The organism is Pseudomonas sp. GW821-FHT10B02 (genome assembly GCF_059415665.1).
The window spans coordinates 212,491-239,330 of the sequence record NZ_JBWKNR010000001.1 but is presented as its reverse complement, the minus strand read 5'-3'; the positions used below and the strand labels follow the sequence as shown (position 1 = coordinate 239,330).

Below are 26,840 nucleotides of genomic sequence, written 5' to 3'. Positions count from 1 at the left end.
CGCCATGCCGGAGTTGTCCCAGGTATCGGTAACTGCATTGAAGGGCGTTGGCGAGGCCATGGCCGAGAAGCTCGCCAAGGTCGGCCTGGAGAACCTTCAGGATGTGCTGTTCCACCTGCCCCTGCGCTATCAGGACCGCACCCGTGTGGTCCCGATCGGCGCTCTGCGCCCTGGCCAGGACGCGGTGATCGAAGGAGTGGTCAGCGGCACCGATGTGGTCATGGGCAAGCGTCGCAGTCTGCTGGTGCGCCTGGGTGACGGCACTGGCGTGCTGAGCCTGCGCTTTTACCACTTCAGCAATGCGCAGAAGGAAGGTCTCAAGCGCGGCACCCACCTGCGTTGCTACGGCGAAGCCCGTCCCGGCGCCTCGGGGCTGGAGATCTACCACCCGGAATACCGCGCCCTGACTGGCGACGAACCGGTGCCGGTGGAACAGACCCTGACGCCAATCTACCCGACCACCGAAGGCCTGACTCAGCAGCGCCTGCGCCAGCTGTGCCAGCAAAGCCTGGCCATGCTAGGCCCGCGCAGCCTGCCGGACTGGCTGCCAGTGGAGCTGGCCCGGGACTACCAGCTCGCGCCGCTGGACGACGCCATCCGCTACCTGCATCACCCGCCGGCCGATGCCGACGTCGACGAACTTGCCGAAGGCCAGCACTGGGCCCAGCATCGCCTGGCCTTTGAAGAGCTGCTGACCCACCAGCTGTCCCAGCAGCGCCTGCGCGAAAGCCTGCGGGCGCAACGGGCACCGGTATTGCCCAAGGCAACACGCTTGCCCCAACAATACCTGGCCAACCTCGGCTTCGCCCCGACCGGCGCCCAGCAACGGGTCGGCAACGAGATTGCCTACGACCTCAGCCAGCCCGAGCCGATGCTGCGTCTGGTCCAGGGCGACGTCGGCGCCGGCAAGACCGTGGTTGCCGCCCTTGCCGCCCTGCAGGCTCTGGAGGCTGGCTATCAGGTCGCGCTGATGGCCCCGACCGAGATTCTCGCCGAACAGCACTTCGTGACCTTCAAACGCTGGCTGGAGCCGCTGGGCATCGAAGTGGCCTGGTTGGCCGGCAAGCTCAAGGGCAAGGCTCGCGTCAGCGCCCTGGAGCAGATCGCCGCTGGTGCACCGATGGTGGTCGGCACCCATGCCCTGTTCCAGGACGAGGTGAAATTCAAGAATCTGGCCCTGGCGATCATCGACGAACAGCACCGTTTCGGCGTACAGCAGCGCCTGGCGCTACGCCAGAAAGGCGTGGGCGGCCAGCTCTGCCCGCATCAGCTGATCATGACCGCAACGCCTATCCCACGGACCTTGGCGATGAGTGCCTACGCCGATCTCGACACCTCGATCCTCGACGAGCTGCCGCCCGGGCGTACACCCGTCAATACTGTATTGGTCGCCGACAGCCGCCGCTTCGAAGTGGTCGAGCGGGTCCGCGCCGCCTGCGCCGAAGGCCGCCAGGCGTATTGGGTGTGTACGCTGATCGAGGAGTCCGAAGAGCTGACCTGCCAGGCTGCCGAAACCACCTTCGAGGAGCTGGGCAGCGCCTTGGGTGAGTTGCGTGTCGGCTTGATCCACGGGCGCATGAAGCCTGCCGAAAAGGCCGCAGTCATGGCCGAGTTCAAGCAAGGCCACCTGCAGCTACTGGTGGCGACCACAGTGATCGAGGTCGGCGTCGATGTCCCCAACGCCAGCCTGATGATCATCGAGAACCCCGAACGCCTGGGCCTGGCCCAGCTGCACCAGTTGCGCGGGCGGGTCGGCCGGGGCAGCGCGGTGAGCCATTGCGTACTGCTCTACCACCCGCCGCTGTCGCAGATCGGTCGCGAACGACTGGGGATCATGCGTGAAACCAATGATGGCTTCATCATTGCCGAGAAAGACCTGGAGCTGCGCGGCCCCGGTGAAATGCTTGGCACCCGCCAGACCGGCCTGCTGCAGTTCAAGGTCGCCGACCTGATGCGCGATGCCGACCTGCTCCCCGCCGTGCGTGATGCCGCCCAGGCCCTGCTGGCGCGCTGGCCCGAGCATGTCAGCCCGCTGCTCGAGCGCTGGCTGCGTCATGGCCAGCAATATGGTCAGGTGTGACGCCCGTCTCAGAATGGATCCAGCTGAAGGTCCAAGCTGGTTATACTCTCGCGATCGTAAAATTTCTGGATACAGACCATGACTGAAGTTGCCCTGGATACCGCAACCCCCCACGCTCCGTCTGTTATCCGGTTGCTGTTGGAAAAGCTCGGCATTGCCTATCGTGAAGTGCTCGATCACCCGAACCTGTTGAGCGAACGCAAGGTCCAGGCGGTGTTACTCGACGACGCGGTCGGCGCGCTGATGGTGCTGTTCCCGCAGAACCAATTGCTCGACCTCAACCGCTTGACCGAGCTGACCGGTCGCAAGCTGGCCGCCGTGCCCCTGGATCGCCTGAAAACCATGCTCGACAAGCATGGTCTGAAAATCCTCCCCGGCCTTCCGGCACTGACCAGCTCGCCCTGCCTTTATGATGAGAGCCTGCTCAAGCCTGAAAGGCTGCTGATTCACTCCGGCGAAGCAGGCCTGCTGCTGGAAATCGAACGCGACGACTTCAAGAAGATGCTGAGCAAGGCCAGCGCCGGCAATTTTGGCGAGCCCCTGAGCAGTATCCGGCCGAACCTTGACCGCCCGACCGACGACCGCGAAGAAATCACCCAGGCGGTGCAGGCCTTCACGGCCCGGCGTATCCAGCAGCGTCTGGAAAATACCATCGAGATTCCGCCGCTGGCGGAAACCGCGCAAAAGATCATCAAGCTGCGCGTCGACCCCAACGCCACCATCGACGATATCACCGGCGTGGTCGAGACCGACCCGGCCCTGGCGGCCCAGGTGGTCAGTTGGGCGGCTTCGCCCTACTACGCCTCTCCCGGCAAGATTCGTTCAGTGGAGGACGCCATCGTCCGCGTGCTGGGCTTCGATCTGGTGATCAACCTGGCACTGGGCCTAGCACTGGGCAAAACCCTGAGCCTGCCCAAGGACCATCCACAGGCCACCACACCGTACTGGCAGCAGTCGATCTACACCGCAGCGGTGATCGAAGGCCTGACCCGCGCCATGCCTCGTGCCGAGCGCCCGGAAGCCGGCCTGACTTACCTCGCCGGCTTGCTGCACAACTTCGGCTACCTGTTGCTGGCGCATGTCTTCCCGCCGCACTTCTCGCTGATCTGCCGCCACCTGGAGGTCAATCCGCACTTGTGCCACAGCTATGTCGAACAGCACTTGCTGGGCATCAGCCGTGAGCAGATCGGCGCCTGGCTGATGCGTTTCTGGGACATGCCCGAGGAGCTGGCCACCGCGCTGCGCTTCCAGAACGACCCGCAATACGACGGTGACTACGCGGCGTTCCCGAACCTGGTGTGCCTGGCTATTCGCCTGCTGCGCGCCCGCGGTATCGGCTCGGGCCCGGAAGAGTCCATCCCGGACGAACTGCTTGAGCGCCTGAACATCTCCCGCGAAAAGGCGGAAGATGTGGTGAGTAAAGTGCTGGAAGCAGAAGCCCTGCTACGCGAGCTGGCCTCGCAATTCAACCAGCACTGAGCAGGGTGGCCTGGCCCTGCGGGTCAGGCCTTCTTCTTGGGTTTCAGGTACTTCATCAGGCCCTGGAACCAGATCACCAGCGCCGGGTTGCCCTTGATCTGGATGCTCTTGTCCTGAATCCCCTGCATGAATGCCAATTGCTTGTTCTTCGCTTGCAAGGTGGCGAAGCCGAAGGCCGCATCCTTGAAGGCAATGGCGAAGGCCGGCTGCGGGTGCGTGCCGGACTGGCTGCTGATACGCATGTCCTTGACGATGAAATGGCGCGCCGCCTTGCCGTCGAGGGTCTGCAGCTGAAAAACCAGATCCTTGTCGGCCAGTTGCTGCTGGAACGCCGGGTTCTTGCGACTGGCCTTGGCCATCAACAACCCCATGGCCCAAAGGAGAAAGCGAAACTTCATGTGCACGCCTCGGCTAAAAAGTGACTGGCGAAGCAGTTTATAGTCTCGTTATAAAAACACCATACTTTGCCGCACATTTCGCGAAGATCAGGGCAATTTGCTCTGTAACCGGGTAATTCGCGGCTTAGTAGCAACGTCCCCCAGGCTGCGCACCGGCTTGTTGCAAGCGTTTTACGCTGTCCACGTACTCCACGACCCCTTTCTCTCGCGCCAGCTCATAGCAGGCCAGTGCACGAGACAGGTCGATGGCGCCGCCCAAACGGCCACTCTCCCAATCAGACGCCAAGGTTGTCAGAGACTCCCAGTTGCCCATGTCGATCGACTTGATCAGCCATGAACGGGCACGCTCAGGGTCCATGCACGGGCCATCGTAGCTCTGGTCAGTCCCTGAGCAATAGAACCCGTACAAGGCAGCCGCACCCGTAGGCAAACTCTGCGCAGCGGCGAGGAACAGCTTCTCGGTCACCTCAGCGCTCAAAGCAGGCGCCATTCCGGAATACCCCAGGCTCGCAGCGGCCAGGCTGGCGTCCGGGTTACCCGAAGCCGCGGCGCACAGCAGGAACTGCATGCCTACCTCGAAAAACTCTGCAGTAGGTGGATACTTCTCCACCCCGCCCAGGGCCAGGAAGATGTTGGCTTTGCGGTAGCAGACTTCCTCGGCCGGGTTCATCTTTGGCAGGCCTGTCAGCAACAGGCGTGACTCATCCACCGACCACTCATCGATAGAGACCAATGCCCAGCATGCCTTGCGCTCGAACTGATAGCCCCTGAGCCGGTCGAGACCGCCGCGTTTGTCCAGCACCCGGACATGGCCATCCGTCAAGCGCTGCACCTCCAGGCCTTTGAGATCCGCCGTCAAGGGCGCGATCAATGGCAATGCAAGCTGCGCGCCCTGCATCGCCCGGACCAATGGATAGACATTATCCTGCAGCCCCTGCAACTGGCTGTACAGGACTCGCCCGCTGCTGGCTTGGCGTTGCACCTGAGGATCGTTGGCAAACTCGTACAGAAAACTGTCGAACTCAGCCACGCATGAAGTCTCGGCCATCGCTGGAGGAACCAGCACGCTCAATAGCAGCAGACACACTAAAAGCCTGATCACGATTGTGGCTCCTGGCTGCGCGCCCGTGCCCGCTCCGGGATGATCCCCGGCTTACCGGCGCTGTTCATGGCCTGGACATAGCTGCGGTAGTACTCGGCAGCCTGTTTGCGCTTGTACAACGCCCAGAGGCTGTCGGCGATGTTGAGCTTGAGTACGACCCGCTGCGGCACGACCCCTTCGACTTTGGCAAACAGCTCATAGGCCGCGCTGTGCCACTCGCCCTGCTGCAGGACGTAACCGAGGTCGTTGTACAGTGCTGCGGTCTGCGCGTTCAGCGGCTCCTCACGCAGCAGTCGTGGCAGCTCGATATCGAGGTAGGTATACACCGCATCGCGGTCCTCGATTGCAAGCCGCGCGAGGACGATTTCCCGCGCCAGTTTCAACGAATCCCGCTCATGCCCTCGCACCTGCTCCAGCAACTTCTGCCTGGCCAGCGGCTGTGTGTGGTACCAATGATGCTGGCTCCAGTTTTCCGTCATGTTCCCTTCGTAACCGGACAACGCCAGCGAGGCGCGGGCGTCACGGACCAGTGCGCCGTTGTCCCAGAAGTACACGCCGGCCTGAAATACCAGGCCGTTGAGCGCGTAGTACTCAAAGCCCGGATGAGCGACCACCGCCGCGCATTGCACCACGAGGTAATCCTTGTCGCCGCGCACCGTGAAGACGTCACGTACCTGCACCTGACCCAGCTCGGGCTGGCAGACATCGGCCAGCGACTGAGACCGCCCATCGCCTCCCGACAGCTGCACCTGCCAACGATTGTCCTGCAGCGTCAACTGCACTTGCGAGGCGCCACTGAAGTCCGGCGTCAAGGTGAAGGTGCGACTGTCGGCCAAGGCCTGCGCAACACCCAGGCCACAGATCACTGCCAGCAGGCGCCTCATGCATCCACCTGCGAGCTGGCGGCCGGCTTCAAGCGACGCCCCATCCCTTCACTCAAAAGCACGGCCAGCAGAGTCAGGCCAGCATTGAGGCTGCTATAGAACAGGGCGCGTACCGGGTGCTCCGGCAACAGCCAATAGAGGATGAGCAAGGCTTGCGCCAGGGTCAGCAGCAGACGAACCCTGAGGCGCAGGAACAACGCAATCGGCACACTGAATATCATCAGCAGGTACCAGGCCCCCCAGGCAACCATGCCGGCTGCCACGCCCCGGGCAGTGAAGCCACCGAAATGCTGTTTGTAGTAGCTCACGGCGTAATCGTTGAGCAGCACGAAGAGCACGCAGGCCAATGCATGCAAGGCGAAATTGAGCAGAAGACGGCGCCGGATCATGCGGCACCTGAATCGCGAGCGACCGCCACGGCGGTCAATGACATACCTTTGCAGTGCATCCTGCGCCCCTCCCTGGACGTGTCCCGCTGCCATCGCGGCAGGGGCGCCGTATGCTAGTCACAAGCTCCGGGCGGGGCAATAAAAAACGGGCACCGTGTCGGGTGCCCGTTTTTCAATGCAATCAATCTGTGCGAGGCATCACGGATTGACGCTGTCCTTCAGGGATTTGCCTGGTTTGAAGGCCACCGTGTTGCTGGCTTTGATTTTGACTGGCTCACCGGTTTGCGGGTTCTTGCCAGTGCGAGCGCCACGATGACGTTGCAGGAATGTACCGAATCCGACCAGCGTCACGCTGTCCTTGCGGTGCAGGGCGCCGGTGATTTCTTCGAGCACGGCGTTGAGCACGCGATTGGCTTGCTCTTTGGTGAGGTCGGCCTTTTCAGCAATAGCTGCGGCGAGTTCTGGTTTGCGCATAGTGAAGCCTCTTAGACGGTTTTTTGTTGTTATGCCGTGCTGCTCTTCAAGAACAGCGCCCAAGGCACCGCAGGCTCTAAACTGCGGCAGACGGGAGTGAGGATGGCATGCCGTCAGGGGCCGCGCCAGTCTCTGGGCGGCCATTGTTGCGGCAATAGCAGGGGAAATCCGACAGAACGCCCGCTATTTACGCCATGAGCGCCGGAAGCTGCCGATTTAGAGCCAGCTTCTCCATCACTGCCGAGCCCGTCAGGGCGTAGCCCAACAAGTTGCCATCGACGTCATGACAGAGCACCTTGAGGTCAAGGCCCTGACCTTCGACCTGCCATGTACCTTCGCGGCCATGGGGAGGTGGCGAGACCACCAGCGGGCAAGCCGGTGTCTTTACCGTAACCGGCATAGGGCCGTAGGCAACTGTTGTCGGGTTGCCAGCCAGGGTTTGTGCCAGCGCGCGCGCGCAGCTCATCAACGGCATGACATAGAGCAGGTTGAGGCCATCGACTTCGGCGCAATCGCCCAAGGCGTAGATATTGGCATGCGAAGTACGCAGGTGCCGGTCGACCACCACGCCACGGTTAACCTGCAAGCCGGCCGCAGAGGCCAGGTCGATGCGTGGGCGCAGGCCAACCGCCGAAACCACCAGATCGCACGCGATCACCGTACCGTCGCTCAGGTGTGCCTCCAGCCCTTCGGTAACTCGTTGCAGACGCGTCAGCACCGGCCCCAGATGAAAGCGCACGCCAAGCGCCTCCAGACCAGTCTGCACGGCAGCAGCCGCTGCCGGGTGCAGCAAGGTCGGCATGACCTGCTCGCACGGCGCCACCAGCTCGACCTGGAAGCCGCCCAGGCTCATGTCGTTGGCAAATTCACAGCCGATCAGGCCGGCCCCGAGGATCAACACCCGCTGCTTGCCCGCCGCCGCTGCACGGAAGCGGGCGTAATCCTCCAGATCGTTGATCGGGAAGATCGCCTCACCGGCATCGCCTTCGACCGGCACCTGCACGGTTTGCGCGCCCCAGGCCAGGATCAGGTCACGGTAGGCCACCTGTTCTTCGCCGATCCACAGGCGCTTGTGGCCCGGATCGATGCCGCTGATACGGGTATGGGTACGCACTTCGGCCTTGAGCTGCTCAGCCATCGCCCCCGGCTCGGCCATGCTCAGGCCGTCGGCATCCTTGTTCTTGGCAAAGCCGGTGGACAGCATTGGCTTGGAATAGGAACGGCCGTCGTCGGCGGTAATCAACAGCAACGGCGTCTCGCCGTCGAGCTTGCGAAATTCGCGGGCCAGGTTGTAACCCGCCAAGCCAGTACCCACAATTACCACCGGTGCCGTCATGCCATGTGTCCTTGCATCCTGATTAAATTTTGATCAGCCGATGGCGATCATTTCGAAATCCATCTTGCCCACACCGCAGTCCGGGCACAGCCAGTCTGCCGGGACATCTTCCCAACGGGTACCTGGAGCGATGCCATCATCCGGCCAACCCTCGGCCTCGTCGTAGATCAGGCCACAAACAATACACTGCCACTTTTTCATCACTTACTTCCTCAACAAACCCAGGCATTGGAGTGGTCGCTCTCGGGAACATTACAGTGGCGACCTGCTCAAGGAGGGGCTTTGTACTGGAGCCAGGTGCCAGCATGCAAGCCGGATCGGGCAATCATGCTAAGCTCGCGGTCTCTTTGGCCTGTTAACCCATACCATCGTGCCGTACGAAACATCGCAAGCGCCCGCTGCAGAATGGTTGCAGTACTCTCAGGTAGCAGACAGCGCAACGCCTGCGCTGCTTGATTGGTTGTTCGATCAAGGATCACTGACCCGTCGCCTGACTCGATTATCCGCCGATCACTTTTCTGTTACACCCCTTTACGAGGGTTGGCAGCCCCTGCGTGATGACGAGTGCCAGGCGCTGGATCTGGCGCCTGGTAGCGAAGGCTGGGTCCGCGAAGTGTACTTGCGCGGCCACGGCCAGGCCTGGGTGTTCGCCCGCAGTGTCGCCTCGCGCAGTGCCCTCGAAAGTGGCGGGCTGGACATGGAAGCGCTGGGCAGCCGCTCGCTGGGCGAACTGTTGTTCTGCGACCAGGCCTTTACGCGCCGCGCCATTGAGGTCTGTCATTACCCCAAGGCCTGGCTGCCGGCCATCGACGCCAGCGACACGCTCTGGGGGCGTCGCTCGCGCTTTGATCGGGCCACACTGAGCGTGTTGGTTGCCGAAGTCTTCCTGCCGTCGCTGTGGCAGGCCGCCGAGATTTCCGGGGAGATCCGCTGATGTACCTGCAGCTGCTCAAGTCGCTCAATCGTTTGCATCCGCGCGCCTGGGACTTCATCCAGTTGAGCCGCATGGACCGGCCGATCGGTATCTATCTGCTGTTGTGGCCGACGCTGTCAGCGGTGTGGATTGCCGCCAAGGGCACCCCGACTCTGGCCAACGTGCTGATTTTCACCCTCGGCGTGGTGCTGATGCGTGCGGCCGGTTGCGCCATCAACGACTTCGCCGACCGCAAGGTCGATGGCCACGTCAAACGCACCGCCGACCGCCCGTTGGCAGCCGGCCGGATCAATGCCCGCGAAGCACTGGTGCTGTTTGCCGTGCTGGTGGGCGTGAGCTTCCTGCTGGTGCTGTGCACCAATACCCAGACGGTATGGTTGTCGTTCGGCGCGGTGGCGTTGGCGGCCTGCTACCCCTTCATGAAGCGCTACACCTACTACCCGCAAGTGGTGCTCGGGGCGGCTTACTCCTGGGGCATTCCCATGGCCTTCACCGCAGCCAGCGGCGAGTTGCCGGCCATCGCCTGGCTGCTGTATATCGCCAACCTGCTGTGGACGGTGGGCTATGACACTTACTACGCCATGGTCGATCGCGACGATGATCTGAAGATCGGGGTCAAATCTACCGCGATCCTGTTCGGTGAAGCCGACCGGATGATTATCCTGACCCTGCAAGTGCTGTCGCTGGGCTGTTTGCTGATGGCCGGTAACCGCTTTGAACTGGGAGGCTGGTTCCACCTTGGGCTGGTGGCCGCCCTGGTGTGCTTCGTCTGGGAATTCTGGACGACCCGCAAGCTGGACCGTGAATCGTGTTTCAAGGCCTTCCTGCATAACCACTGGGCCGGGTTGCTGGTATTTGGCGGGATCGTGCTGGATTACAGCTTCTGATTCATCGCAGGGCAAGCCCGCTCCCACAGAGCAGTGGGAGCGGGCCTGCCCCGCGATTGCGGCACGACTACTTGATCACATGCCAGACATCCTTCATGCCGTCACCGGTCATGTCACCGGCTTTCTTGTCCTTGATGAAGGTGTACACCGGCTTGCCTTTGTAGGCCCATTGCATCGAACCGTCATCGCGCTTGATCTGTGTCCAGCCCTCCTCAGCCATGTCACCAGACTTGACCATCAGCGGCGGCCAGTTCTTGGCACACTCATCGTTGCACATGGACTTGCCGTCCGAATCCTTGTCAAAGGTGTAGAGCGTCATGCCAGCATGGTCGACCATCACACCGTCTTTCATCATGGCATGATGCGCCGACGCTATTCCTGGCAACGCCAGTGCCACCGCAGTGAAAAGCGCCATCCAGTTCAGCGTATGTCGTGTCATTGGATCCACCGTGTTTCTCGGGAGAGGGAATTTAAGCCTAGCCCAGTAACCGAATGTTGCTGAAACGCCCACGACCTGTCACACGACTGCAATAATTCCGTTATCTAATGCGGGCCAAGACACCTGAACGGGAAGAGGTTTGAACATGGTTGGCAGAAACATTCTGATCGTTGACGACGAAGCGCCAATCCGCGAGATGATCGCCGTTGCATTGGAAATGGCCGGCTATGACTGCCTGGAAGCAGAAAACTCGCAGCAGGCCCACGCCATGATCGTCGACCGCAAACCGGACCTGATCCTGCTCGACTGGATGCTCCCGGGCACTTCCGGCATCGAACTGGCCCGACGCCTGAAGCGCGACGAGCTGACCGGCGATATCCCGATCATCATGCTGACCGCCAAGGGTGAGGAAGACAACAAGATCCAGGGTCTTGAAGTCGGTGCCGACGACTACATCACCAAACCCTTCTCGCCCCGCGAGCTGGTCGCCCGGCTCAAGGCCGTGCTGCGCCGCGCCGGCCCAAGCGATGGCGAAGCGCCCATTGAAGTCGGTGGCCTGCTGCTCGATCCGATCAGCCACCGCGTGACCATTGATGGCAAGCCAGCCGAAATGGGCCCGACCGAATACCGCCTGCTGCAGTTCTTCATGACCCACCAGGAACGCGCCTACACCCGCGGGCAGTTGCTCGATCAGGTCTGGGGCGGCAACGTCTATGTCGAAGAGCGCACCGTCGACGTGCACATCCGCCGCCTGCGCAAGGCGCTGGGTGATGCCTACGAGAATCTGGTACAAACCGTACGCGGTACCGGTTATCGCTTCTCCACCAAGAGCTGAACCGCTATATCAGGCCCAAGGTATTGGAAAGGACGCGTCGTTAATTGAACCAGAACTGGCATGGCACCCTGATTCGCCACATGCTGCTATTGATCAGCGCCTGCCTGCTGGTCGGCCTGATCAGCGGCTATTACGGCTGGAGCCTGGCCCTGGGCCTGGCGCTCTACCTGGGCTGGACCCTCAAGCAACTGCTGCGCCTGCATGAATGGTTGCGGCTGCACAAACCCGACGAAGCACCGCCTGATGGCTATGGCCTGTGGGGCGAGGTGTTCGACAGCATCTATCACCTGCAACGCCGCGACCAGCGCGTGCGTGGCCGCCTGCAGGCGGTGATCGACCGCGTGCAGGAGTCCACCGCCGCGCTCAAGGACGCGGTGATCATGCTCGACAGCGACGGCAACCTGGAGTGGTGGAACCGCGCCGCCGAAACCCTGCTGGGCCTGAAAACCCCACAGGACAGCGGCCAGCCAGTCACCAACCTGGTGCGCCACCCACGCTTCAAGGAGTACTTCGAGCAGGAGAACTACCTCGAACCGCTGGAGATCCCTTCGCCGATCAACGACCGCCTGCGCGTGCAGCTGCATATCACCCGCTATGGCAACAACGAGCACCTGATGCTGGTACGCGACGTCACCCGTATCCACCAGCTCGAACAGATGCGCAAGGATTTCGTTGCCAACGTCTCGCATGAACTGCGCACGCCGCTGACGGTGATCGCCGGCTACCTGGAAACCCTGCTCGACAATGTCGAGGACGTGAATCCGCGCTGGGTCCGCGCCCTGCAGCAAATGCAGCAACAAGGCGGGCGCATGCAGACCCTGCTCAATGACCTGCTGTTGCTGGCCAAGCTGGAAGCCACCGATTACCCCTCGGACAACCAGCCGGTAGCGGTTGAAGCCTTGCTGCAATCGATCAAGGGCGATGCCCAGGCGTTGTCGGGCCAGCGTAACCAGCGCATCAGCCTGGAAACCACACCCGGTATTTTCCTCAAGGGCAGTGAGGCCGAGCTGCGCAGCGCGTTCTCCAATCTGATTTTCAATGCGGTCAAATACACCCAGGACGAAGGACAGATCCGCATTCGCTGGTGGGCCGACGAACAGGGCGCGCACCTCAGCGTTCAGGACTCGGGTATCGGCATTGACGCCAAGCACTTGCCACGCCTGACCGAGCGTTTCTACCGGGTCGACTCCAGCCGCGCCTCCAATACCGGCGGCACCGGCCTTGGCCTGGCGATCGTCAAGCACGTACTGTTGCGTCACCGCGCACGCCTGGAGATCAGCAGCGTACCCGGCCACGGCAGCACCTTCACCTGCCATTTCGCCCCCGTGCAGATTGCCCAGCGCCTGGCTTCCTGAGGCCTCGCCCCTAGGCAACCGCGCCCTCACCCGCTACATTGGCGGACTTGTGCCAGCGAATGCTGGCACGGCATTTCTTTCTTTTTTCAGATGACGGACCCCGTAAAACCCCATCATGGACCCTTCCCCTGGTATTAGCTTCGCCTCACTTTTCGCCGATTTCGGCATGATTCTTTTTGCTCTGCTGCTGGTGCTGCTCAACGGCTTTTTCGTTGCCGCCGAGTTCGCCATGGTCAAATTGCGCTCGACCAAGGTCGAGTCGATTGCCGTGCAGCATGGCTGGCGCGGGCAAATCCTGCGCACCGTGCACAACCAGCTGGACGCCTATCTCTCGGCCTGCCAGCTGGGCATCACCCTCGCTTCGCTGGGTCTGGGCTGGGTCGGTGAGCCGGCCTTTGCGCATCTGCTCGAACCGCTGCTGGCCGCTGTCGGCGTAGAGTCGCCGGAAGTCATCAAAGCGGTGTCGTTCTTCAGCGCCTTCTTCGTGATTTCCTACCTGCACATCGTGGTTGGTGAACTGGCGCCCAAGTCCTGGGCGATCCGCAAACCCGAACTGCTGTCGCTGTGGACTGCGGTACCGCTGTACCTGTTCTACTGGCTGATGTACCCGGCCATCTACCTGCTCAACGCCAGTGCCAACGCCATTTTGCGCATCGCCGGCCAGGGTGAACCCGGCCCGCATCACGAGCACCATTACAGCCGCGACGAACTGAAGTTGATCCTGCACTCCAGCCGTGGCCAGGACCCCAGCGACCAGGGCATGCGCGTACTGGCATCGGCAGTGGAAATGGGTGAACTGGAGGTGGTCGACTGGGCCAACTCCCGTGAAGACATGGTCTGCCTCGACGCCCATGCGCCGCTCAAGGAAATCCTGGCGATGTTCCGCCGGCACAAATTCAGTCGCTACCCGGTGTTCGATGCCACGCGCGGTGAGTTCATCGGCCTGCTGCATATCAAGGATCTGCTGCTGGAGCTGGCCGATCTGGAGCACATCCCCGAATCCTTCAACCTTGCCGAATTGACCCGGCCGCTGGAGCGCGTGTCCCGCCACATGCCTCTGGCCCACCTGCTCGAAGAGTTCCGCAAAGGCGGCGCGCACTTCGCCCTGGTCGAGGAAGCCGATGGCAAGGTCATTGGCTACCTGACCATGGAAGACGTGCTGGAAGTGCTGGTCGGTGACATCCAGGACGAACACCGCAAGGCCGAGCGCGGCATCCTCGCCTACCAGCCAGGCAAGCTGCTGGTACGTGGCGACACACCGCTGTTCAAGGTCGAGCGCCTGCTCGGCGTGGACCTGGACCATATCGAGGCGGAAACCCTCGCCGGTCTGGTCTACGAGACCCTCAAGCGGGTACCGGAAGAAGAGGAGCAACTGGAAGTCGAAGGCCTGCGCATCATCATCAAGAAGATGAAAGGCCCGAAGATTGTCCTGGCCAAGGTGCTCAAGCTCGATTGAGCCGCCTCAGGGGTTGCCGGCGGTAAAGTTCGGCAACCCGCCGACAGGCTGGTTGAACTGGTAAGGAATCGACTCCAGCGCCAGCCCGACGTTGCGCTGCACGACAAAATGCAGGTGCGGGCCAGTGCTGTTGCCGGTGTTGCCGGATTTTGCCAGCGCACTCCCGTAGACCACCCGCTGTCCCTCGCGAACCACCACAGAACCACGCATCAGGTGCAGATAGACACCCATGGTGCCGTCGTCATGCAGAATCCGCACGAAATTGCCCGCCGGGTGCGTTCCGCGCCCGCTCTGGTTGTTTTCGGTCTTGATCACGGTACCCGCTCGTGAAGCAATGATCGGCGTACCTTCCGGCATGGCGATGTCCATGGCATAGCGGCTCTTGGGGCCAAAATGGCTGTAACTGCCGTTGGCCCCCTGGGTCACGCGAAAAGGCCCACCGCGCCATGGCAGCGGATATTTAAAGGCCTGCTGGCGCTGTGCCGGGTTGCCCAGGGCGTAGGTGAACTTCTCCTGATAACTCACCGGCAGGTCCGCTTGCAGTGTGTTGACCACGGTCAGCAGCACTGCCGCACGCGCAGGCACCACACGCCGGACAAGCCGCGTACCTGCGCCCTTGGCGTTACCCAGACGCTCCAGGCGCAGCTCCACCTCCACCGGCGCATGGGTGTCGTTGCGGGCGCTGAAGCTCACGCCGCTGGCGAACTTGATGGCGTGCAGTTTCACCTGACCTTCCAGCTGCTCGACCATTTGGTCGCGGAAAACAAAGGCCTTTGCGCCAGGCAGTGGCCGGTCGGAATACGAGACCACACCGTTGGTATCGGTGCTTTTGTAGAAGGTCGAGGCCAGAGTCGGGCTGCAAGCCACGAGCAAGGCGCAGAACAGCAGCGAATGTGCCTGCATGGTTAGTGGCTTTTTGACAGTTGAAGTCTGTCGAAGACTAGCAGCAGATTTTGCCGGAGGGATGGTGGAGGTGTTTCAGAAGACGAGCGGTGTAGGAGCGGATTTATCCGCTCCTACCAATCCTGCGGGTCAGGCTCCCGGTACGAAATGCTTCTGCGCCGTACCACGGGCAATCAACCGCGACAGGTAGTCCAGCTTCTGCGCATCCTGATCGACGAACTTGAAGGTCAGCTGCAACCAGTCGCTGTCCGGCTTCGGCTCCAGCGCCACCACAGCATGCAGGTAACCATTGAGGCGGGCGACTTCGGCGTTTTCACCCTGCTCCAGATCGAGCACAGCGCCTTCGAGCACCTGTGGCAGGGTGTCGCCACGGCGGACCACCAGCAGCGCCTCCTTGAGGCTCAGGGCCTTGATCACGCACGGCTGCACACCGTTTGGCAGACGCAGCTGACCTTGGCCACGCCCCGCAGGTGCGGCAGCGGCAGCAGTGGGCTTGGGCGCATTGATCAGTGGCTTGGCCGCCGCCACCGGAGCAGCCGCTGCTGCCGGTTTTACCGTCTCGGCACGGCCACCGGTGAGGGCGCTCAGCGAGTCGTTGGCAAAAGCCGAATTGGCACGCGTCGGGGCGCTGGCCAGCAAGGTATCGAGCTTGCCAACCTTGGTCAGGGCCTTCTTCACCTTGGTCAGCAATTGCTCATTGGTGAACGGCTTGCCGACGAAGTCAGAAACACCGGCCTGGATTGCCTGAACCACGTTTTCCTTGTCGCCGCGGCTGGTCACCATGATGAACGGCAACGTCTTCATCGACTCCTGCTGACGGCACCAGGTCAGCAGCTCCAACCCGGACATTTCCGGCATTTCCCAGTCGCACAGGACCAGGTCAAAGGCTTCACGCGCCAGCAATGTCTGGGCCTTGCGACCGTTGACCGCGTCTTCGATGACAATTCCCGGGAAATAGTTGCGCAGACACTTCTTCACCAGGTCGCGAATGAACGGCGCATCATCCACAACCAACACACTGACTTTACTCATCGCCACTCCTATTGAATCCCGACTAGCATAACGCTGACTAATGGCCATTTGCCAAACATTGGCTCACGCCGGGACTCGTGGTTTCGTTCGCGGCTGCCTTGAGGTGCTCGACCGCAAACGAAAACGCCCGGCCAGGGCCGGGCGTTCGTTCTCGGGGCAGTCTTACTTATCGTCAGTTTCAGCCGGAACATTAGCCTTTTCGCTGCCACCCTCGACCTCTTCTTTCATGCGCTTGAGGCCCAGGTGACGCACATCGGTACCGCGCACCAGGTAGATCACCAGCTCGGAGATGTTGCGTGCGTGGTCGCCGATCCGCTCCAGTGAACGCAAGGCCCAGATCACGCTGAGTACCCGCGAGATCGAACGCGGATCTTCCATCATGTAGGTGACCAGCTCGCGCAGCGCGGTCTTGTACTCGCGGTCGATGGTCTTGTCGTACTGAGCCACCGACAGCGCCAGGTCGGCGTCGAAACGGGCAAAGGCATCCAGCGCATCGCGGACCATGTTGCGCACCTGGTCGCCGATGTGCCGAACTTCGACGTAGCCGCGCGGCGACTCGCCTTCTTCGCACAACTGAATGGCGCGGCGGGCGATCTTGGTCGATTCGTCACCGATGCGCTCCAGGTCGATCACCGACTTGGAAATGCTGATGATCAGACGCAGGTCGGAAGCGGCCGGCTGACGACGGGCGAGAATGCGCACGCATTCCTCGTCGATGTTGCGCTCCATCTGGTTGATCTGCTCGTCGACTTCGCGCACTTGCTGGGCCAGGCCCGAGTCGGCCTCGATCAGCGCGGTGACCGCGTCATTGACCTGTTTCTCGACCAGACCGCCCATCGCCAGGAGGTGACTGCGGACCTCCTCGAGTTCGGCGTTGAACTGCTGGGAGATGTGGTGGGTAAGGCTGTCTTTGTTGATCATGAGAAATCCTTGGAGCGTCCGGTAAGTGCTGTCAGGCGGCGTTCAGTCGTTGAATCCTAGCCATACCGACCGGTGATGTAGTCTTCGGTCTGCTTCTTCGCCGGATTGGTGAACAGCGTGTCAGTGTCACCGAACTCGACCAGCTTGCCCATGTACATGAAGGCGGTGTAATCGGAAACCCGCGCCGCCTGCTGCATGTTGTGGGTAACGATGACGATGGTGTACTTGGACTTCAGTTCGTAGATCAGCTCTTCGACCTTCAGCGTCGAGATCGGGTCCAGAGCCGAGCACGGTTCGTCGAGCAGCAGCACTTCTGGCTCCACAGCGATGGTGCGGGCAATCACCAGACGCTGCTGCTGACCACCGGACAGGCCCAGGGCCGACTCGTGCAGGCGGTCCTTGACCTCCTCCCACAGGGCCGCGCCCTTGAGTGCCCATTCCACGGCCTCATCGAGCACGCGCTTCTTGTTGATACCCTGGATACGCAGGCCGTAGACCACGTTTTCATAGATGGTCTTGGGGAACGGGTTGGGCTTCTGGAACACCATGCCGACCCGGCGACGCAGTTCGGCCACGTCCTCGCCCTTGCGGTAGATGTTGTTGCCGTACAGGTTGATCGCACCCTCGACACGGCAACCGTCAACCAGGTCGTTCATGCGGTTGAAGGTGCGCAGCAAGGTCGACTTACCGCAGCCGGACGGGCCGATGAAGGCGGTCACGCGCTGTTTCGGGATGTTCATGCTGACGTCGAACAGGGCTTGTTTCTCGCCGTAGTACAGGCTCAGGCCAGGCACTTCGATGGCCACGGTTTCATCGGCCAGTTGCAGGCTCTGCTTGGTACGACCCAGGGCCGACATATCGATGCCGTGGGCGTGGGATTCTTGCTGCATGGTCAGACTCCATACGCTATCAATTTCGTTTCATCGAACCGCCCGGTACAACACACGGGCGGCACTTGCAAAAAGGGTGTTTCGATCAGCTGTCCAGCGCCTTGTACTTCTCGCGCAGGTGGTTACGAATCCATACGGCCGACAGGTTGAGCGTGGCGATCACCAGCACCAACAGCAATGCAGTGGCGTATACCAGTGGCCGCGCGGCCTCGACGTTCGGGCTCTGGAAGCCGACGTCATAGATGTGGAAGCCCAGGTGCATGATCTTCTGGTCCAGGTGCAGGTACGGGTAGTTGCCGTCCACAGGCAGCGATGGCGCCAGTTTCACTACACCCACCAGCATCAGCGGCGCCACTTCACCAGCGGCGCGGGCCACGGCGAGGATCATGCCGGTCATCATCGCCGGGCTGGCCATCGGCAGGACGATCTTCCACAGGGTCTCGGCCTTGGTTGCACCGAGCGCCAGCGAACCTTCGCGAACCGTACGCGGGATACGCGCCAGGCCTTCTTCAGTGGCCACGATCACCACCGGTACCGCCAGCAGCGCCAGGGTCAGCGAGGCCCAGAGCAGGCCCGGAGTACCCAGGGTTGGCGCTGGCAACGCCTCAGGGAAGAACAGGCGGTCGAGCGAGCCACCCAGTACATAGACGAAGAAGCCCAGACCGAACACACCGTAAACGATGGCCGGAACACCGGCGAGGTTGTTCACGGCGATACGGATCAGGCGGGTCACCGGCCCCTGGCGCGCATATTCACGCAGGTACACCGCCGCCAGCACGCCGAACGGGGTGACGATCACGGCCATGATCAGGGTCATCATCACGGTACCGAAGATTGCAGGAAAGATCCCGCCTTCGGTGTTGGCTTCACGCGGGTCGTCGCTAAGAAACTCCCAGACCTTGGCGAAATACACGCCCATCTTGGTGAAGAAGCCCATGCCGTTCGGCTGGTAAGCGTGAACCACCTTGCTCAGGTTGATCTCGACTTCACGACCGTTGCCATCCTTTGCCACCAGGCTGTCGCGACCAAAGTCCTGATGCAGGTTGCCCAGACGCTCTTCGATGGCCTTGTAGCGGTTGTTCAGCTCGGCGCGTTCGGCGTCCATGTCAGCCTGGGCGGCGGCATCCAGTTTGCCGTCGAGTTCCAGCTTGCGAGCGTGCAGACGCAGACGCTCAAGGCCGTAGTTGATGGCACCGATGTCCTTCTTCTCAAGCTTCTGCAGCTCGCCAGCCAGCTTGTCGGCACGCTTGAGGCGCGCTTGCAGTTCGGACCAGGCCGCCTGCCCTTCGGCGACGACCTTGCCGTTTTCCTTGACGCTGACCAGGTAGCCGTAGAAGTTGCCCCACTCACGACGTTCCAGGGCAATCAACTCGACCGGCGTCTGCAGGTCGGTCAGCCAATCGCCGACCACCCAGGTGAAGTCGCTGCCGTTGAGGTCGCGGTTGCCGACCTTGATCAGCTCACGGGTCATGAACTCAGGGCCGTTCTCCGGGACCGGCAGGCCGGCCCCTTTCAGACGTGCCAGCGGCACTTCTTCCTTCTGCACCACTTCGCCGACGACGACGTGGTCGGCCTGGCCAGGCACCTTGTAGGTGGCCTGGACCAGGTCGGCCGGCCAGAAGTGGCCGAGGCCGCGCACAGCGATCACAGAGAGCAGACCGATGGTCATGATCACCGCGATGGCGACGGCGCCACCGCTGATCCAGACGCCGGGGGCGCCGCTCTTGAACCAGCTTTTGAGGGAATCCTTTTTCACGGATCTCTACCTTTCTATCAAAGCGACGAGTATTTCTTGCGCAGACGCTGGCGAATCAGCTCGGCCAAGGTGTTCATCACGAAGGTGAACATCAACAGCACCAGCGCAGCGAGGAACAGCACGCGGTAATGGCTGCCACCGACTTCCGATTCCGGCATTTCCACCGCAACGTTGGCGGCCAGGGTGCGCATACCTTCGAACAGGTTCATTTCCATGACCGGGGTGTTGCCGGTGGCCATCAGGACGATCATGGTTTCACCGACCGCACGGCCCATACCGATCATCAGCGCCGAGAAAATACCCGGGCTGGCGGTCAGGATGACCACACGGGTCAGGGTCTGCCATGGCGTTGCACCGAGTGCCAGGGAGCCCAGGGTCAGGCTGCGCGGCACGCTGAACACGGCGTCTTCGGCAATCGAGTAGATGTTCGGAATCACCGCGAAGCCCATGGCGATACCGACTACCAGGGCGTTGCGCTGGTCGTAGGTGATACCCAGGTCATTGGTGATCCACAGGCGCATGTCACCACCGAAGAACCAGGTCTCCAGAAGTGGGCTCATGTACAGGGCGAACCAGCCGGTCAGCAGGATGACCGGGATCAGGATCGCCGATTCCCAGCCATCCGGAACCCGCAGGCGAATCGACTCAGGCAGGCGGCTCCAGGCGAAGCCGGCGACCAGGATGCCGATCGGCATCAGCAGGAACAGGCTGAATACACCCGGCAGGTGGCCTTCCAGGTACGGCGCCAGGAACAGGCCGGCGAAGAAACCGAGGATTACTGTCGGCATCGCCTCCATCAGCTCGATCACCGGCTTGACCTTGCGGCGCATGCCCGGGGCCATGAAGTAAGCGGTGTAGATGGCTGCGGCAATCGCCAGCGGAGCCGCCAGGATCATCGCGTAGAACGCAGCTTTCAGGGTACCGAAGGTCAGCGGCGAGAGGCTCAGCTTGGGTTCGAAGTCGGTGTTCGAGGCGGTGGACTGCCAGACGTACTTCGGCTCGTCATAGTTCTCGTACCAGACCTTGCTCCACAACGCGCTCCAGGACACTTCCGGGTGCGGGTTCTTCAGCGTCAGTGGCAGCAGCTTGCCGCCCTCTTCGACGATGATGCGGTTGGCCCGTGGCGACAGCGCCAGAACGCCTGCGCCTTCGGCTACCGACTCGACCAGCAGGGTACGGTGCGCGGTACTGTGGAACACACCAAGCTTGCCGGCGGCATCCAGGGCAACGAAGCCCTTGCGGCGCTCTTCGGCATCGATCTGCACGATCGGTGCAGTGCCCATCTGGAACTCGCGAATGCGCTTGAAGCGCTGCTCGCCATCCGGATCGCGGGCCATGAACCACTGGGCCAGGCCGCCTTTGGAGTCGCCGATGATCAGCGAGATACCACCCACCAGCTGATTGCTGGCGGTGACTTCGGCATTACCGTCGTCGAGCAGTTTGTAACGGCCATTGAGGCTCTTTTCACGCAGGCTGAAGACATCCGCCTGGGCCCGGCCGTTGATCACATACAGCCACTGCTGACGCGGGTCGATGAAGATCGCTTTGACCGGTTCAGTCATCTGCGGCAGGTCAATGCGGTTCTGCTCGCTGGTGACCTCACCGGTCATCATGTTTTCTTCGCGGCTCAGCGATACCACCTGCAGGTGCGCGCCAGTGGAACCGGCAACCACCAGGGTCTCGCCATTCACATTGAGGCTGACGTGCTCCAGCGCCCGGCCCTGCTCATCGAGCACGAACGGCTCCTGGCCATAAGGGAAGTCGATGGCCGGGGTGATGGTTTTCTTGTTGTCCGGGTAAGTGATCTTGTAGCTGTGGCTGAACGCCAGCGCCTGACCGTTGGACAAGCCCAGCACCACCAGCGGGTTACCCGGCTGATCGGCGCCAATAGAGGTCACCTGAGTACCTGCCGGTACTGGCAGGTCAACGCGTTTGAGCTCGGCACCGCTCTTGGTGTCGAAGAACAGCGCTTGGCCCTTGTCGGAAACCCGCATCCCCACCAGGTTCTGCTCTTCCAGGGCAATCATCAGCGGCTTGCCGGCATCCTGGCTCAGCCAGGTCGGCTCCAGCGCTTTCTTGCTGGTCAGCGTGGCGCCCTGGAACAGCGGCACGACCACATAGGCCAGGTAGAAGAAGATCAAGGTGATCGCTGCCAGCACGGCAAGCCCGCCCACCAGTACATACCAGCGGGTCAGGCGATCCTTGAGCGCACGCATGCGGCGCTTGCGTTGCAGTTCGGGCGTATTGAAGTCAATCCGCACGGGGGGAGAATTTTGGGTCATTGTGGAGTTGGCCAGATCATTCATGCGCACACCCTAGCGGTCCCGTATGACAAAAACATGACAATGCAGTGACGCAAAAAAGCCCGCCGCTCAGTGGTCCTGGCAGCGGACTCGCAATTAGTGGCGAAACCGGGTCATTGACCGGGTCCCGCCGAACCTTCAGTTACTTCTTTGCAACGTTGCCGTTGTGGTTCAGACCCAGGTCCGCCAGGGCTTTTTCAGCCACTTTGGCAGGCAGCGGGATGTAACCGTCCTTCACGACAACCTGCTGGCCTGCTTGCGACAGAACCAGTTTGACGAACTCGGCTTCCAGCGGGGCCAGAGGCTTGTTCGGCGCCTTGTTGACGTAGACGTAGAGGAAACGCGACAGCGGGTAGGTGCCGTTCAGGGCGTTGGCTTCGTTGTCTTCAACGAATGCGCCACCTTCCTTCTTGGCCAGAGGTACGGTCTTGACGCTGGCGGTCTTGTAGCCGATGCCCGAGTAACCGATGCCGTTCAGCGAGCTGCTGATCGACTGCACGACCGAAGCCGAGCCAGGTTGTTCGTTGACGTTAGGCTTGAAGTCACCTTTGCACAGGGCTTCTTCCTTGAAGTAGCCGTAGGTGCCGGATACCGAGTTACGACCGAACAGTTGCACCGGCTTGTTGGCCAGGTCGCCGGTCACACCCAGATCACCCCAGGTTTTCACATCGGCTTTGGCGCCGCACAGACGGGTCGAGGAGAAGATCGCATCGACCTGGGCCATGGTCAGGCCTTTGATCGGGTTGTCCTTGTGCACGAATACGGCCAGGGCGTCGACGGCAACCGGGATGGCGGTTGGCTTGTAGCCGTACTTCTGTTCGAACGCCTGCAGCTCGACGTCCTTCATCTTGCGGCTCATCGGGCCGAGGTTGGCGGTGCCTTCGGTCAGCGCCGGTGGCGCGGTGGAGGAACCGGCAGCCTGAATCTGGATGTTTACGTTCGGGTATTCCTTCTTGTAGGCCTCAGCCCACAGAGTCATAAGGTTCGCCAGGGTATCGGAACCGACGCTGGAGAGGTTGCCCGACACACCGGTGGTCTTGGTGTAGGTCGGAATAGCAGGGTCAACAGCGGCAACCGCATTGGCGGTGGCAACGCCAGCGGCGACGAAAGTCAGGGCCGCCATCAAACGCTTCAGTTTCATGCCTTGCTCCTAGCAGAATTTGGGGTGAGATGGATCGGGCCCAAGTATCTGCAGGCCGTATGACTACTCTATGAACCGAATGTGACAATTAGATGAAAGGCCATCACCGAAATCCGGGGATGGCCTTTTCAAAATGTTGCGAGGGTTGGTTTAGAGCGCTTTCAGCGTTTTTTCGCCAACAGATAGATACCCACCAGCAGACCAATGGTGCAGATGCCAGCGACGTAGTAGGCCGGTGCCATGGGGCTGAACTTGAGCAGTGCGGTGACCACCATCGGCGTCAGACCACCGAAAATTGCGTAAGCCAGGTTGTAGGAAAAAGACAGACCACTGAAGCGCACCACCGGCGGGAACGCTTTGACCATGACATACGGCACCGCACCGACAATACCCACGCACAGCCCCGTCAGGGCATACAGCGGGAACATCCACTCAGGGTGGGTTGGCAGGCTATGGTAGAAGGTCCAGGACGACGCCAGCAACAGCAGGCTGCCGACAATGAATACCCGGCCGGCGCCCAGGCGATCAGCCAGCGCGCCAGTGCCGATGCAGCCGAAGCTGAGCAGGACGATGGCCAGGCTGTTGGCCTTCAGCGAATCGGTCGGGCTGACCTGATACAGGCTCTGCAGCAAGGCCGGAGTCATCAGGATCACCACCACGATGCCGGCCGACAGCAGCCAGGTCAGCAACATCGAGATGACGATGGCGCCACGGTGGTCACGCAACACCGCACGCAGGGGGACTTCTTCAGCCAGCGCCTTGCGCGCCTGCATCTCGGCAAACACCGGGGTTTCGTGCAGCCAGCGGCGCAAGTACACAGCGAAGAAGCCGAACACCCCACCCAGCAGGAAAGGAATTCGCCAGGCGTAGTCGGCAACTTCCTGCGGGCTGTAGATGCTGTTGATCAAGGTTGCCACCAGCGAGCCGAGCAGAATCCCGGAGGTCAGCCCGGCCGTCAGGGTGCCACAGGCGTAGCCAGTGTTGCGTGCCGGCACATGCTCGGACACAAACACCCAGGCGCCCGGCACTTCACCACCAATCGCCGCGCCCTGGATCACCCGCATCAGCAACAGCAGGATCGGCGCCCACATGCCGATCTGTGCGTAGGTCGGCAGCAGGCCCATGATCAGGGTCGGCACGGCCATCATGAAGATGCTCAGGGTGAACATCTTCTTACGTCCCAGCAGGTCGCCAAAGTGGGCCATGACGATCCCGCCCAGCGGCCGCGCCAGGTAGCCGGCGGCAAAAATACCAAACGTTTGCATCAACCGTAGCCATTCCGGCATGTCGGCGGGAAAGAACAGCTTGCCGACCACGGTGGCGAAGAACACGAAAATAATGAAATCGTAGAACTCCAGCGCACCGCCCAGGGCGGAAAGCGACAGAGTTTTGTAGTCACTGCGGGTGAGCGGCCGCGAAGGCTGCGCGATACTGCCGGGCACGGAAGTCATAGGTATCTCTTATTGGTATAGCTTTATTGATACTGCAGGCCGCCTGTGACGCGGGTTACGGCCTGGGAAGCCCCAAACCATAGCAAATTGCCGGAAAAAGCACATAGCAGTACATATTCAATACAACTATTCATGACTGCATGGTCGTCGCTGCGCTTTTCGCTCTATATACTGGCCGCCTGTAGGAAAAGGTTGCGCCTTCTGAAGGATGTTGTGCGAAAACGCCGCTAGATATGCTTAGTCGGTTTCGCAGAGTTTCCCTTCGCCGCCTGGCAAAGCGAAAGCAGCGTAGAATAGTTGTGCTGAATCGTTTTTCGAGGCGTCTGTCATAGCGCCAACCAACGAAGCGTCACGGGTCAGAGGCACCCCCGGCATGATTGAACTCGAACAAGAAGATCCTATCCCGCAAGGCGACCTGGCCTTGCAGATCACTGCATTACCGCGTGAAACCAACGGTTTCGGCGACATTTTCGGCGGCTGGCTAGTCGCCCAGATGGACCTGGCCGGCACCGCCATGGCCAGTCGTGTCGCCGGTGGCCGGGTGGCAACCGTGGCGATCGACCGTATGGCCTTCCTGGTCCCTGTGGCCGTTGGCGCGCAGTTGTCCTTTTATACCCAGACCCTGGAAATTGGCCGTAGCTCGATCCAGATGATGGTCGAGGTGTGGAGCGACGATCCGCTGTCCAGCGAATGGCGCAAGGTCACCGAGGCTGTGTTCGTGTTCGTTGCCATTGATGGCAGCGGCCGCACCCGTTCGGTTCCTCCTCGTCGCTGACACGCCTGCGCGGTAAACTCGAAGGTATGCAAGCGGTCGAAAACCGTACGGCAAACCAACGAGATCAAGCGCATGTCCACACCCAAGGTCGAATCCGAACAGCACGGCGAGCTCAATTGCTGGCGCATCACCAGCGACACTGCCGAACTGCTGGTAGCCCAGCAGGGCGCGCAGGTCCTGAGTTATCAGCGGCTCGGCGAGCCGCCTTTGCTGTGGCTCAGCGAGCAGGCCATCTTCAAGCAGGGCAAATCCGTGCGCGCCGGGGTTCCGGTGTGCTGGCCCTGGTTCGGCAACCTCAAGCGTAACCCCGCAGCTGTGCAGGCCATGTATCGCGGTGAAGACGCACCGGCCCATGGCCTGGTGCGTGGTCGCGACTGGCAACTGCTGAGCATCGAAGGCAGCGGCGACAGTGTCCGGGTTGAATTTACCCTGCCGGAAACCCAGGGCGACCTCCCCGGCTGGCCGCACAATGTCGAGCTCAAGTTGAGCATCGTCATGGGCGAACAGCTGACTATCACCCTCACCAGCTACAACCTCGACAACGTTCCGGTCACCATCAGCCAGGCGCTGCACAGCTACTTTGCAGTCAGCGATGTGCGCGAGGTGCAGGTAGAAGGTGTCGATGGCCTGGGCTATATCGAAACCCTGGCTGACTGGGAACAACGCGTACAGCAAGGCAACCTGGGTTTTGCCGGTGAGACTGACCGCATCTACCTGCAGGCGCCTGAGCAGTTGAGCATTGTCGACCCGAACTGGAACCGGCGCATTCGCCTGAACAGCAGCGGTTCACGCTCGGCGGTGATCTGGAACCCGTGGATCGCGCGCGCGGCCGAACTGCCGGACATGGCCGATGATGGCTGGCAGCGCATGCTGTGTATCGAGACTGCGAACGTCTGGGACGACGTGGTGACGCTGGCACCTGGGGCAACGCATTCGCTGAGTGTCAGCATTGCCAGCGAAAATCTCTAGACCCTGTGGGAGCTGGCCTTGCCGGCGATCGAGCGCGAAGCGGTCGCCGACTGAACTGGCCTCATCGCCGGCAAGGCCAGCTCCCACAGGAGTAGCGTTTACAAATCGGCGTCTTCCACTACCCGCACCTTGGCCGCATCCATGGCATAAGCGGCGTCGGCCAGATCATTGCTGACTTTCTCGATCTTCAACGTGCCGTTGACCCACAATGGCGTATAGATATCGTCGAGCTTCAAACCTTTGGGATACCGAACCAGCACCAGCTGGTTAGGTGGCGGTGGCGGTACGTGGATGCAGGCCCCCGGATAAGGCACGAGAAAGAACAGCGTACTGTTGCCCTTGGCATCAGTTTCCAGCGGCACTGGATAGCCACCCAAACGGATCTGCTTGCCGTTCATGGCAGCGACGGTCTTGTTCGAATACATCACCGCCGGCAGGCCCTTGGCCTGCTTCATGCCACCCTTCTCGGTGAAGGTGCCCATGGCTTCCGGGGTGTTGTGGTCGATCTCGGGCATCAGCTCAAGGGCTTTCTGGTCCGACTTGGGCATCAGCTCCAGCCAGTCGGTTTCCGCCAGTTCAGCGCGGGCCAGGCTGCTGATGAGCAACAGTGAAAGCAGTAATACACGGCGCATGAGAATGCTCGGCAACGGA

Annotated in this window: 26 protein-coding genes; 9 read left to right on the top strand and 17 right to left on the bottom strand. The window is 61.3% G+C overall.

Going from position 1 to position 26,840, the window contains the following annotated elements:
* Positions 1-4 precede the first annotated feature (4 nt).
* Both recG and AC07OF_RS01120 read left to right on the top strand, forming a co-directional pair.
* A complete protein-coding gene (gene recG, locus AC07OF_RS01125; RefSeq protein WP_157190541.1) occupies positions 5-2,080 on the top strand; it encodes an ATP-dependent DNA helicase RecG in 2,076 nt (691 codons plus the stop codon).
* Positions 2,081-2,158: 78 nt separating this feature from the next.
* Positions 2,159-3,559, top strand: a complete 1,401-nt coding sequence (locus AC07OF_RS01120; protein ID WP_476446247.1) for an aminoacyl-tRNA deacylase and HDOD domain-containing protein — start codon at positions 2,159-2,161, stop codon at positions 3,557-3,559.
* A 23-nt stretch (positions 3,560-3,582) separates the two neighbouring features.
* Here AC07OF_RS01120 and AC07OF_RS01115 read toward each other — a convergent pair whose 3' ends face one another.
* The 7 genes from AC07OF_RS01115 to AC07OF_RS01085 form a co-directional block, all read right to left on the bottom strand.
* Positions 3,583-3,957: an SCP2 sterol-binding domain-containing protein gene (locus AC07OF_RS01115; RefSeq protein WP_157190543.1), complete on the bottom strand. Its 375-nt coding sequence runs from the start codon at positions 3,955-3,957 to the stop codon at positions 3,583-3,585.
* A gap of 124 nt (positions 3,958-4,081) precedes the next feature.
* Complete coding sequence (locus tag AC07OF_RS01110; RefSeq protein ID WP_476446248.1) at positions 4,082-5,059, bottom strand: SEL1-like repeat protein; 978 nt, start codon at positions 5,057-5,059, stop codon at positions 4,082-4,084.
* Positions 5,056-5,943 carry a hypothetical protein gene (locus tag AC07OF_RS01105; RefSeq protein WP_476446249.1) on the bottom strand — a complete coding sequence of 296 codons (888 nt, stop codon included), beginning with the start codon at positions 5,941-5,943 and terminating at the stop codon, positions 5,056-5,058. The genes AC07OF_RS01110 and AC07OF_RS01105 overlap by 4 nt, the downstream gene beginning before the upstream one ends.
* Positions 5,940-6,332 carry a hypothetical protein gene (locus AC07OF_RS01100; RefSeq protein ID WP_495072493.1) on the bottom strand — a complete coding sequence of 131 codons (393 nt, stop codon included), beginning with the start codon at positions 6,330-6,332 and terminating at the stop codon, positions 5,940-5,942. The genes AC07OF_RS01105 and AC07OF_RS01100 overlap by 4 nt, the downstream gene beginning before the upstream one ends.
* Before the next feature lie 198 nt (positions 6,333-6,530).
* Positions 6,531-6,806, bottom strand: a complete 276-nt coding sequence (locus AC07OF_RS01095; protein WP_003213368.1) for an HU family DNA-binding protein — start codon at positions 6,804-6,806, stop codon at positions 6,531-6,533.
* A 187-nt stretch (positions 6,807-6,993) separates the two neighbouring features.
* Positions 6,994-8,142: an NAD(P)/FAD-dependent oxidoreductase gene (locus AC07OF_RS01090; RefSeq protein ID WP_157190547.1), complete on the bottom strand. Its 1,149-nt coding sequence runs from the start codon at positions 8,140-8,142 to the stop codon at positions 6,994-6,996.
* Between the two features lie 33 nt (positions 8,143-8,175).
* Positions 8,176-8,343: a rubredoxin gene (locus AC07OF_RS01085; RefSeq protein ID WP_028942479.1), complete on the bottom strand. Its 168-nt coding sequence runs from the start codon at positions 8,341-8,343 to the stop codon at positions 8,176-8,178.
* A gap of 169 nt (positions 8,344-8,512) precedes the next feature.
* Between AC07OF_RS01085 and AC07OF_RS01080 the strand changes: the two genes are divergently transcribed.
* A complete protein-coding gene (locus AC07OF_RS01080; RefSeq protein WP_157190548.1) occupies positions 8,513-9,076 on the top strand; it encodes a chorismate--pyruvate lyase family protein in 564 nt (187 codons plus the stop codon).
* Positions 9,076-9,963 carry a 4-hydroxybenzoate octaprenyltransferase gene (gene ubiA, locus AC07OF_RS01075; RefSeq protein ID WP_476446251.1) on the top strand — a complete coding sequence of 296 codons (888 nt, stop codon included), beginning with the start codon at positions 9,076-9,078 and terminating at the stop codon, positions 9,961-9,963. Before AC07OF_RS01080 ends, ubiA begins: the two co-directional genes overlap by 1 nt.
* 67 nt (positions 9,964-10,030) lie before the next feature.
* Here ubiA and AC07OF_RS01070 read toward each other — a convergent pair whose 3' ends face one another.
* Positions 10,031-10,402: a COG4315 family predicted lipoprotein gene (locus AC07OF_RS01070; protein WP_157190550.1), complete on the bottom strand. Its 372-nt coding sequence runs from the start codon at positions 10,400-10,402 to the stop codon at positions 10,031-10,033.
* Between the two features lie 145 nt (positions 10,403-10,547).
* On the opposite strand from AC07OF_RS01070, the gene phoB reads away from it, so the two are divergent.
* The 3 genes from phoB to AC07OF_RS01055 all read left to right on the top strand — a co-directional run bounded on the left by phoB (position 10,548) and on the right by AC07OF_RS01055 (position 14,048).
* Entirely contained in the window at positions 10,548-11,237 is a 690-nt protein-coding gene (gene phoB / locus AC07OF_RS01065) for a phosphate regulon transcriptional regulator PhoB (RefSeq protein WP_038615964.1), read from the top strand.
* Between the two features lie 80 nt (positions 11,238-11,317).
* A complete protein-coding gene (gene phoR, locus AC07OF_RS01060) occupies positions 11,318-12,592 on the top strand; it encodes a phosphate regulon sensor histidine kinase PhoR (RefSeq protein ID WP_262405455.1) in 1,275 nt (424 codons plus the stop codon).
* A 115-nt stretch (positions 12,593-12,707) separates the two neighbouring features.
* Positions 12,708-14,048, top strand: a complete 1,341-nt coding sequence (locus AC07OF_RS01055) for a hemolysin family protein (protein ID WP_157190552.1) — start codon at positions 12,708-12,710, stop codon at positions 14,046-14,048.
* Between the two features lie 6 nt (positions 14,049-14,054).
* On the opposite strand, the gene AC07OF_RS01050 is transcribed toward AC07OF_RS01055, so the two are convergent.
* The 8 genes from AC07OF_RS01050 to AC07OF_RS01015 form a co-directional block, all read right to left on the bottom strand.
* Positions 14,055-14,951, bottom strand: coding sequence for a peptidoglycan DD-metalloendopeptidase family protein (locus tag AC07OF_RS01050; RefSeq protein ID WP_495072492.1), 897 nt, complete (start codon positions 14,949-14,951; stop codon positions 14,055-14,057).
* A gap of 129 nt (positions 14,952-15,080) precedes the next feature.
* Positions 15,081-15,983: a response regulator gene (locus AC07OF_RS01045; RefSeq protein ID WP_157190554.1), complete on the bottom strand. Its 903-nt coding sequence runs from the start codon at positions 15,981-15,983 to the stop codon at positions 15,081-15,083.
* Between the two features lie 162 nt (positions 15,984-16,145).
* Complete coding sequence (phoU, locus tag AC07OF_RS01040) at positions 16,146-16,904, bottom strand: phosphate signaling complex protein PhoU (RefSeq protein WP_038615977.1); 759 nt, start codon at positions 16,902-16,904, stop codon at positions 16,146-16,148.
* Between the two features lie 56 nt (positions 16,905-16,960).
* Positions 16,961-17,794 (bottom strand): phosphate ABC transporter ATP-binding protein PstB, encoded by an 834-nt coding sequence (gene pstB, locus AC07OF_RS01035; protein ID WP_107024483.1) that lies wholly within the window; start codon positions 17,792-17,794, stop codon positions 16,961-16,963.
* Between the two features lie 85 nt (positions 17,795-17,879).
* Complete coding sequence (pstA, locus tag AC07OF_RS01030) at positions 17,880-19,550, bottom strand: phosphate ABC transporter permease PstA (protein WP_157190555.1); 1,671 nt, start codon at positions 19,548-19,550, stop codon at positions 17,880-17,882.
* A 17-nt stretch (positions 19,551-19,567) separates the two neighbouring features.
* Positions 19,568-21,856, bottom strand: coding sequence for an ABC transporter permease subunit (locus AC07OF_RS01025; RefSeq protein WP_157190556.1), 2,289 nt, complete (start codon positions 21,854-21,856; stop codon positions 19,568-19,570).
* A gap of 139 nt (positions 21,857-21,995) precedes the next feature.
* On the bottom strand, positions 21,996-22,994 hold the full coding sequence (locus AC07OF_RS01020; RefSeq protein ID WP_038615983.1) for a phosphate ABC transporter substrate-binding protein PstS: 999 nt from the start codon (positions 22,992-22,994) through the stop codon (positions 21,996-21,998).
* A 161-nt stretch (positions 22,995-23,155) separates the two neighbouring features.
* Positions 23,156-24,445 carry an MFS transporter gene (locus tag AC07OF_RS01015; protein ID WP_157190557.1) on the bottom strand — a complete coding sequence of 430 codons (1,290 nt, stop codon included), beginning with the start codon at positions 24,443-24,445 and terminating at the stop codon, positions 23,156-23,158.
* Between the two features lie 373 nt (positions 24,446-24,818).
* On the opposite strand from AC07OF_RS01015, the gene AC07OF_RS01010 reads away from it, so the two are divergent.
* Positions 24,819-25,220, top strand: a complete 402-nt coding sequence (locus tag AC07OF_RS01010; protein ID WP_009402429.1) for an acyl-CoA thioesterase — start codon at positions 24,819-24,821, stop codon at positions 25,218-25,220.
* A gap of 72 nt (positions 25,221-25,292) precedes the next feature.
* Positions 25,293-26,189, top strand: coding sequence for a D-hexose-6-phosphate mutarotase (locus tag AC07OF_RS01005; protein WP_157190558.1), 897 nt, complete (start codon positions 25,293-25,295; stop codon positions 26,187-26,189).
* A 98-nt stretch (positions 26,190-26,287) separates the two neighbouring features.
* Here the strand turns inward: AC07OF_RS01005 and AC07OF_RS01000 are convergent, their stop codons facing one another.
* Positions 26,288-26,821, bottom strand: a complete 534-nt coding sequence (locus AC07OF_RS01000; protein WP_198325387.1) for a DUF3299 domain-containing protein — start codon at positions 26,819-26,821, stop codon at positions 26,288-26,290.
* Between the last annotated feature and the right edge of the window lie 19 nt (positions 26,822-26,840).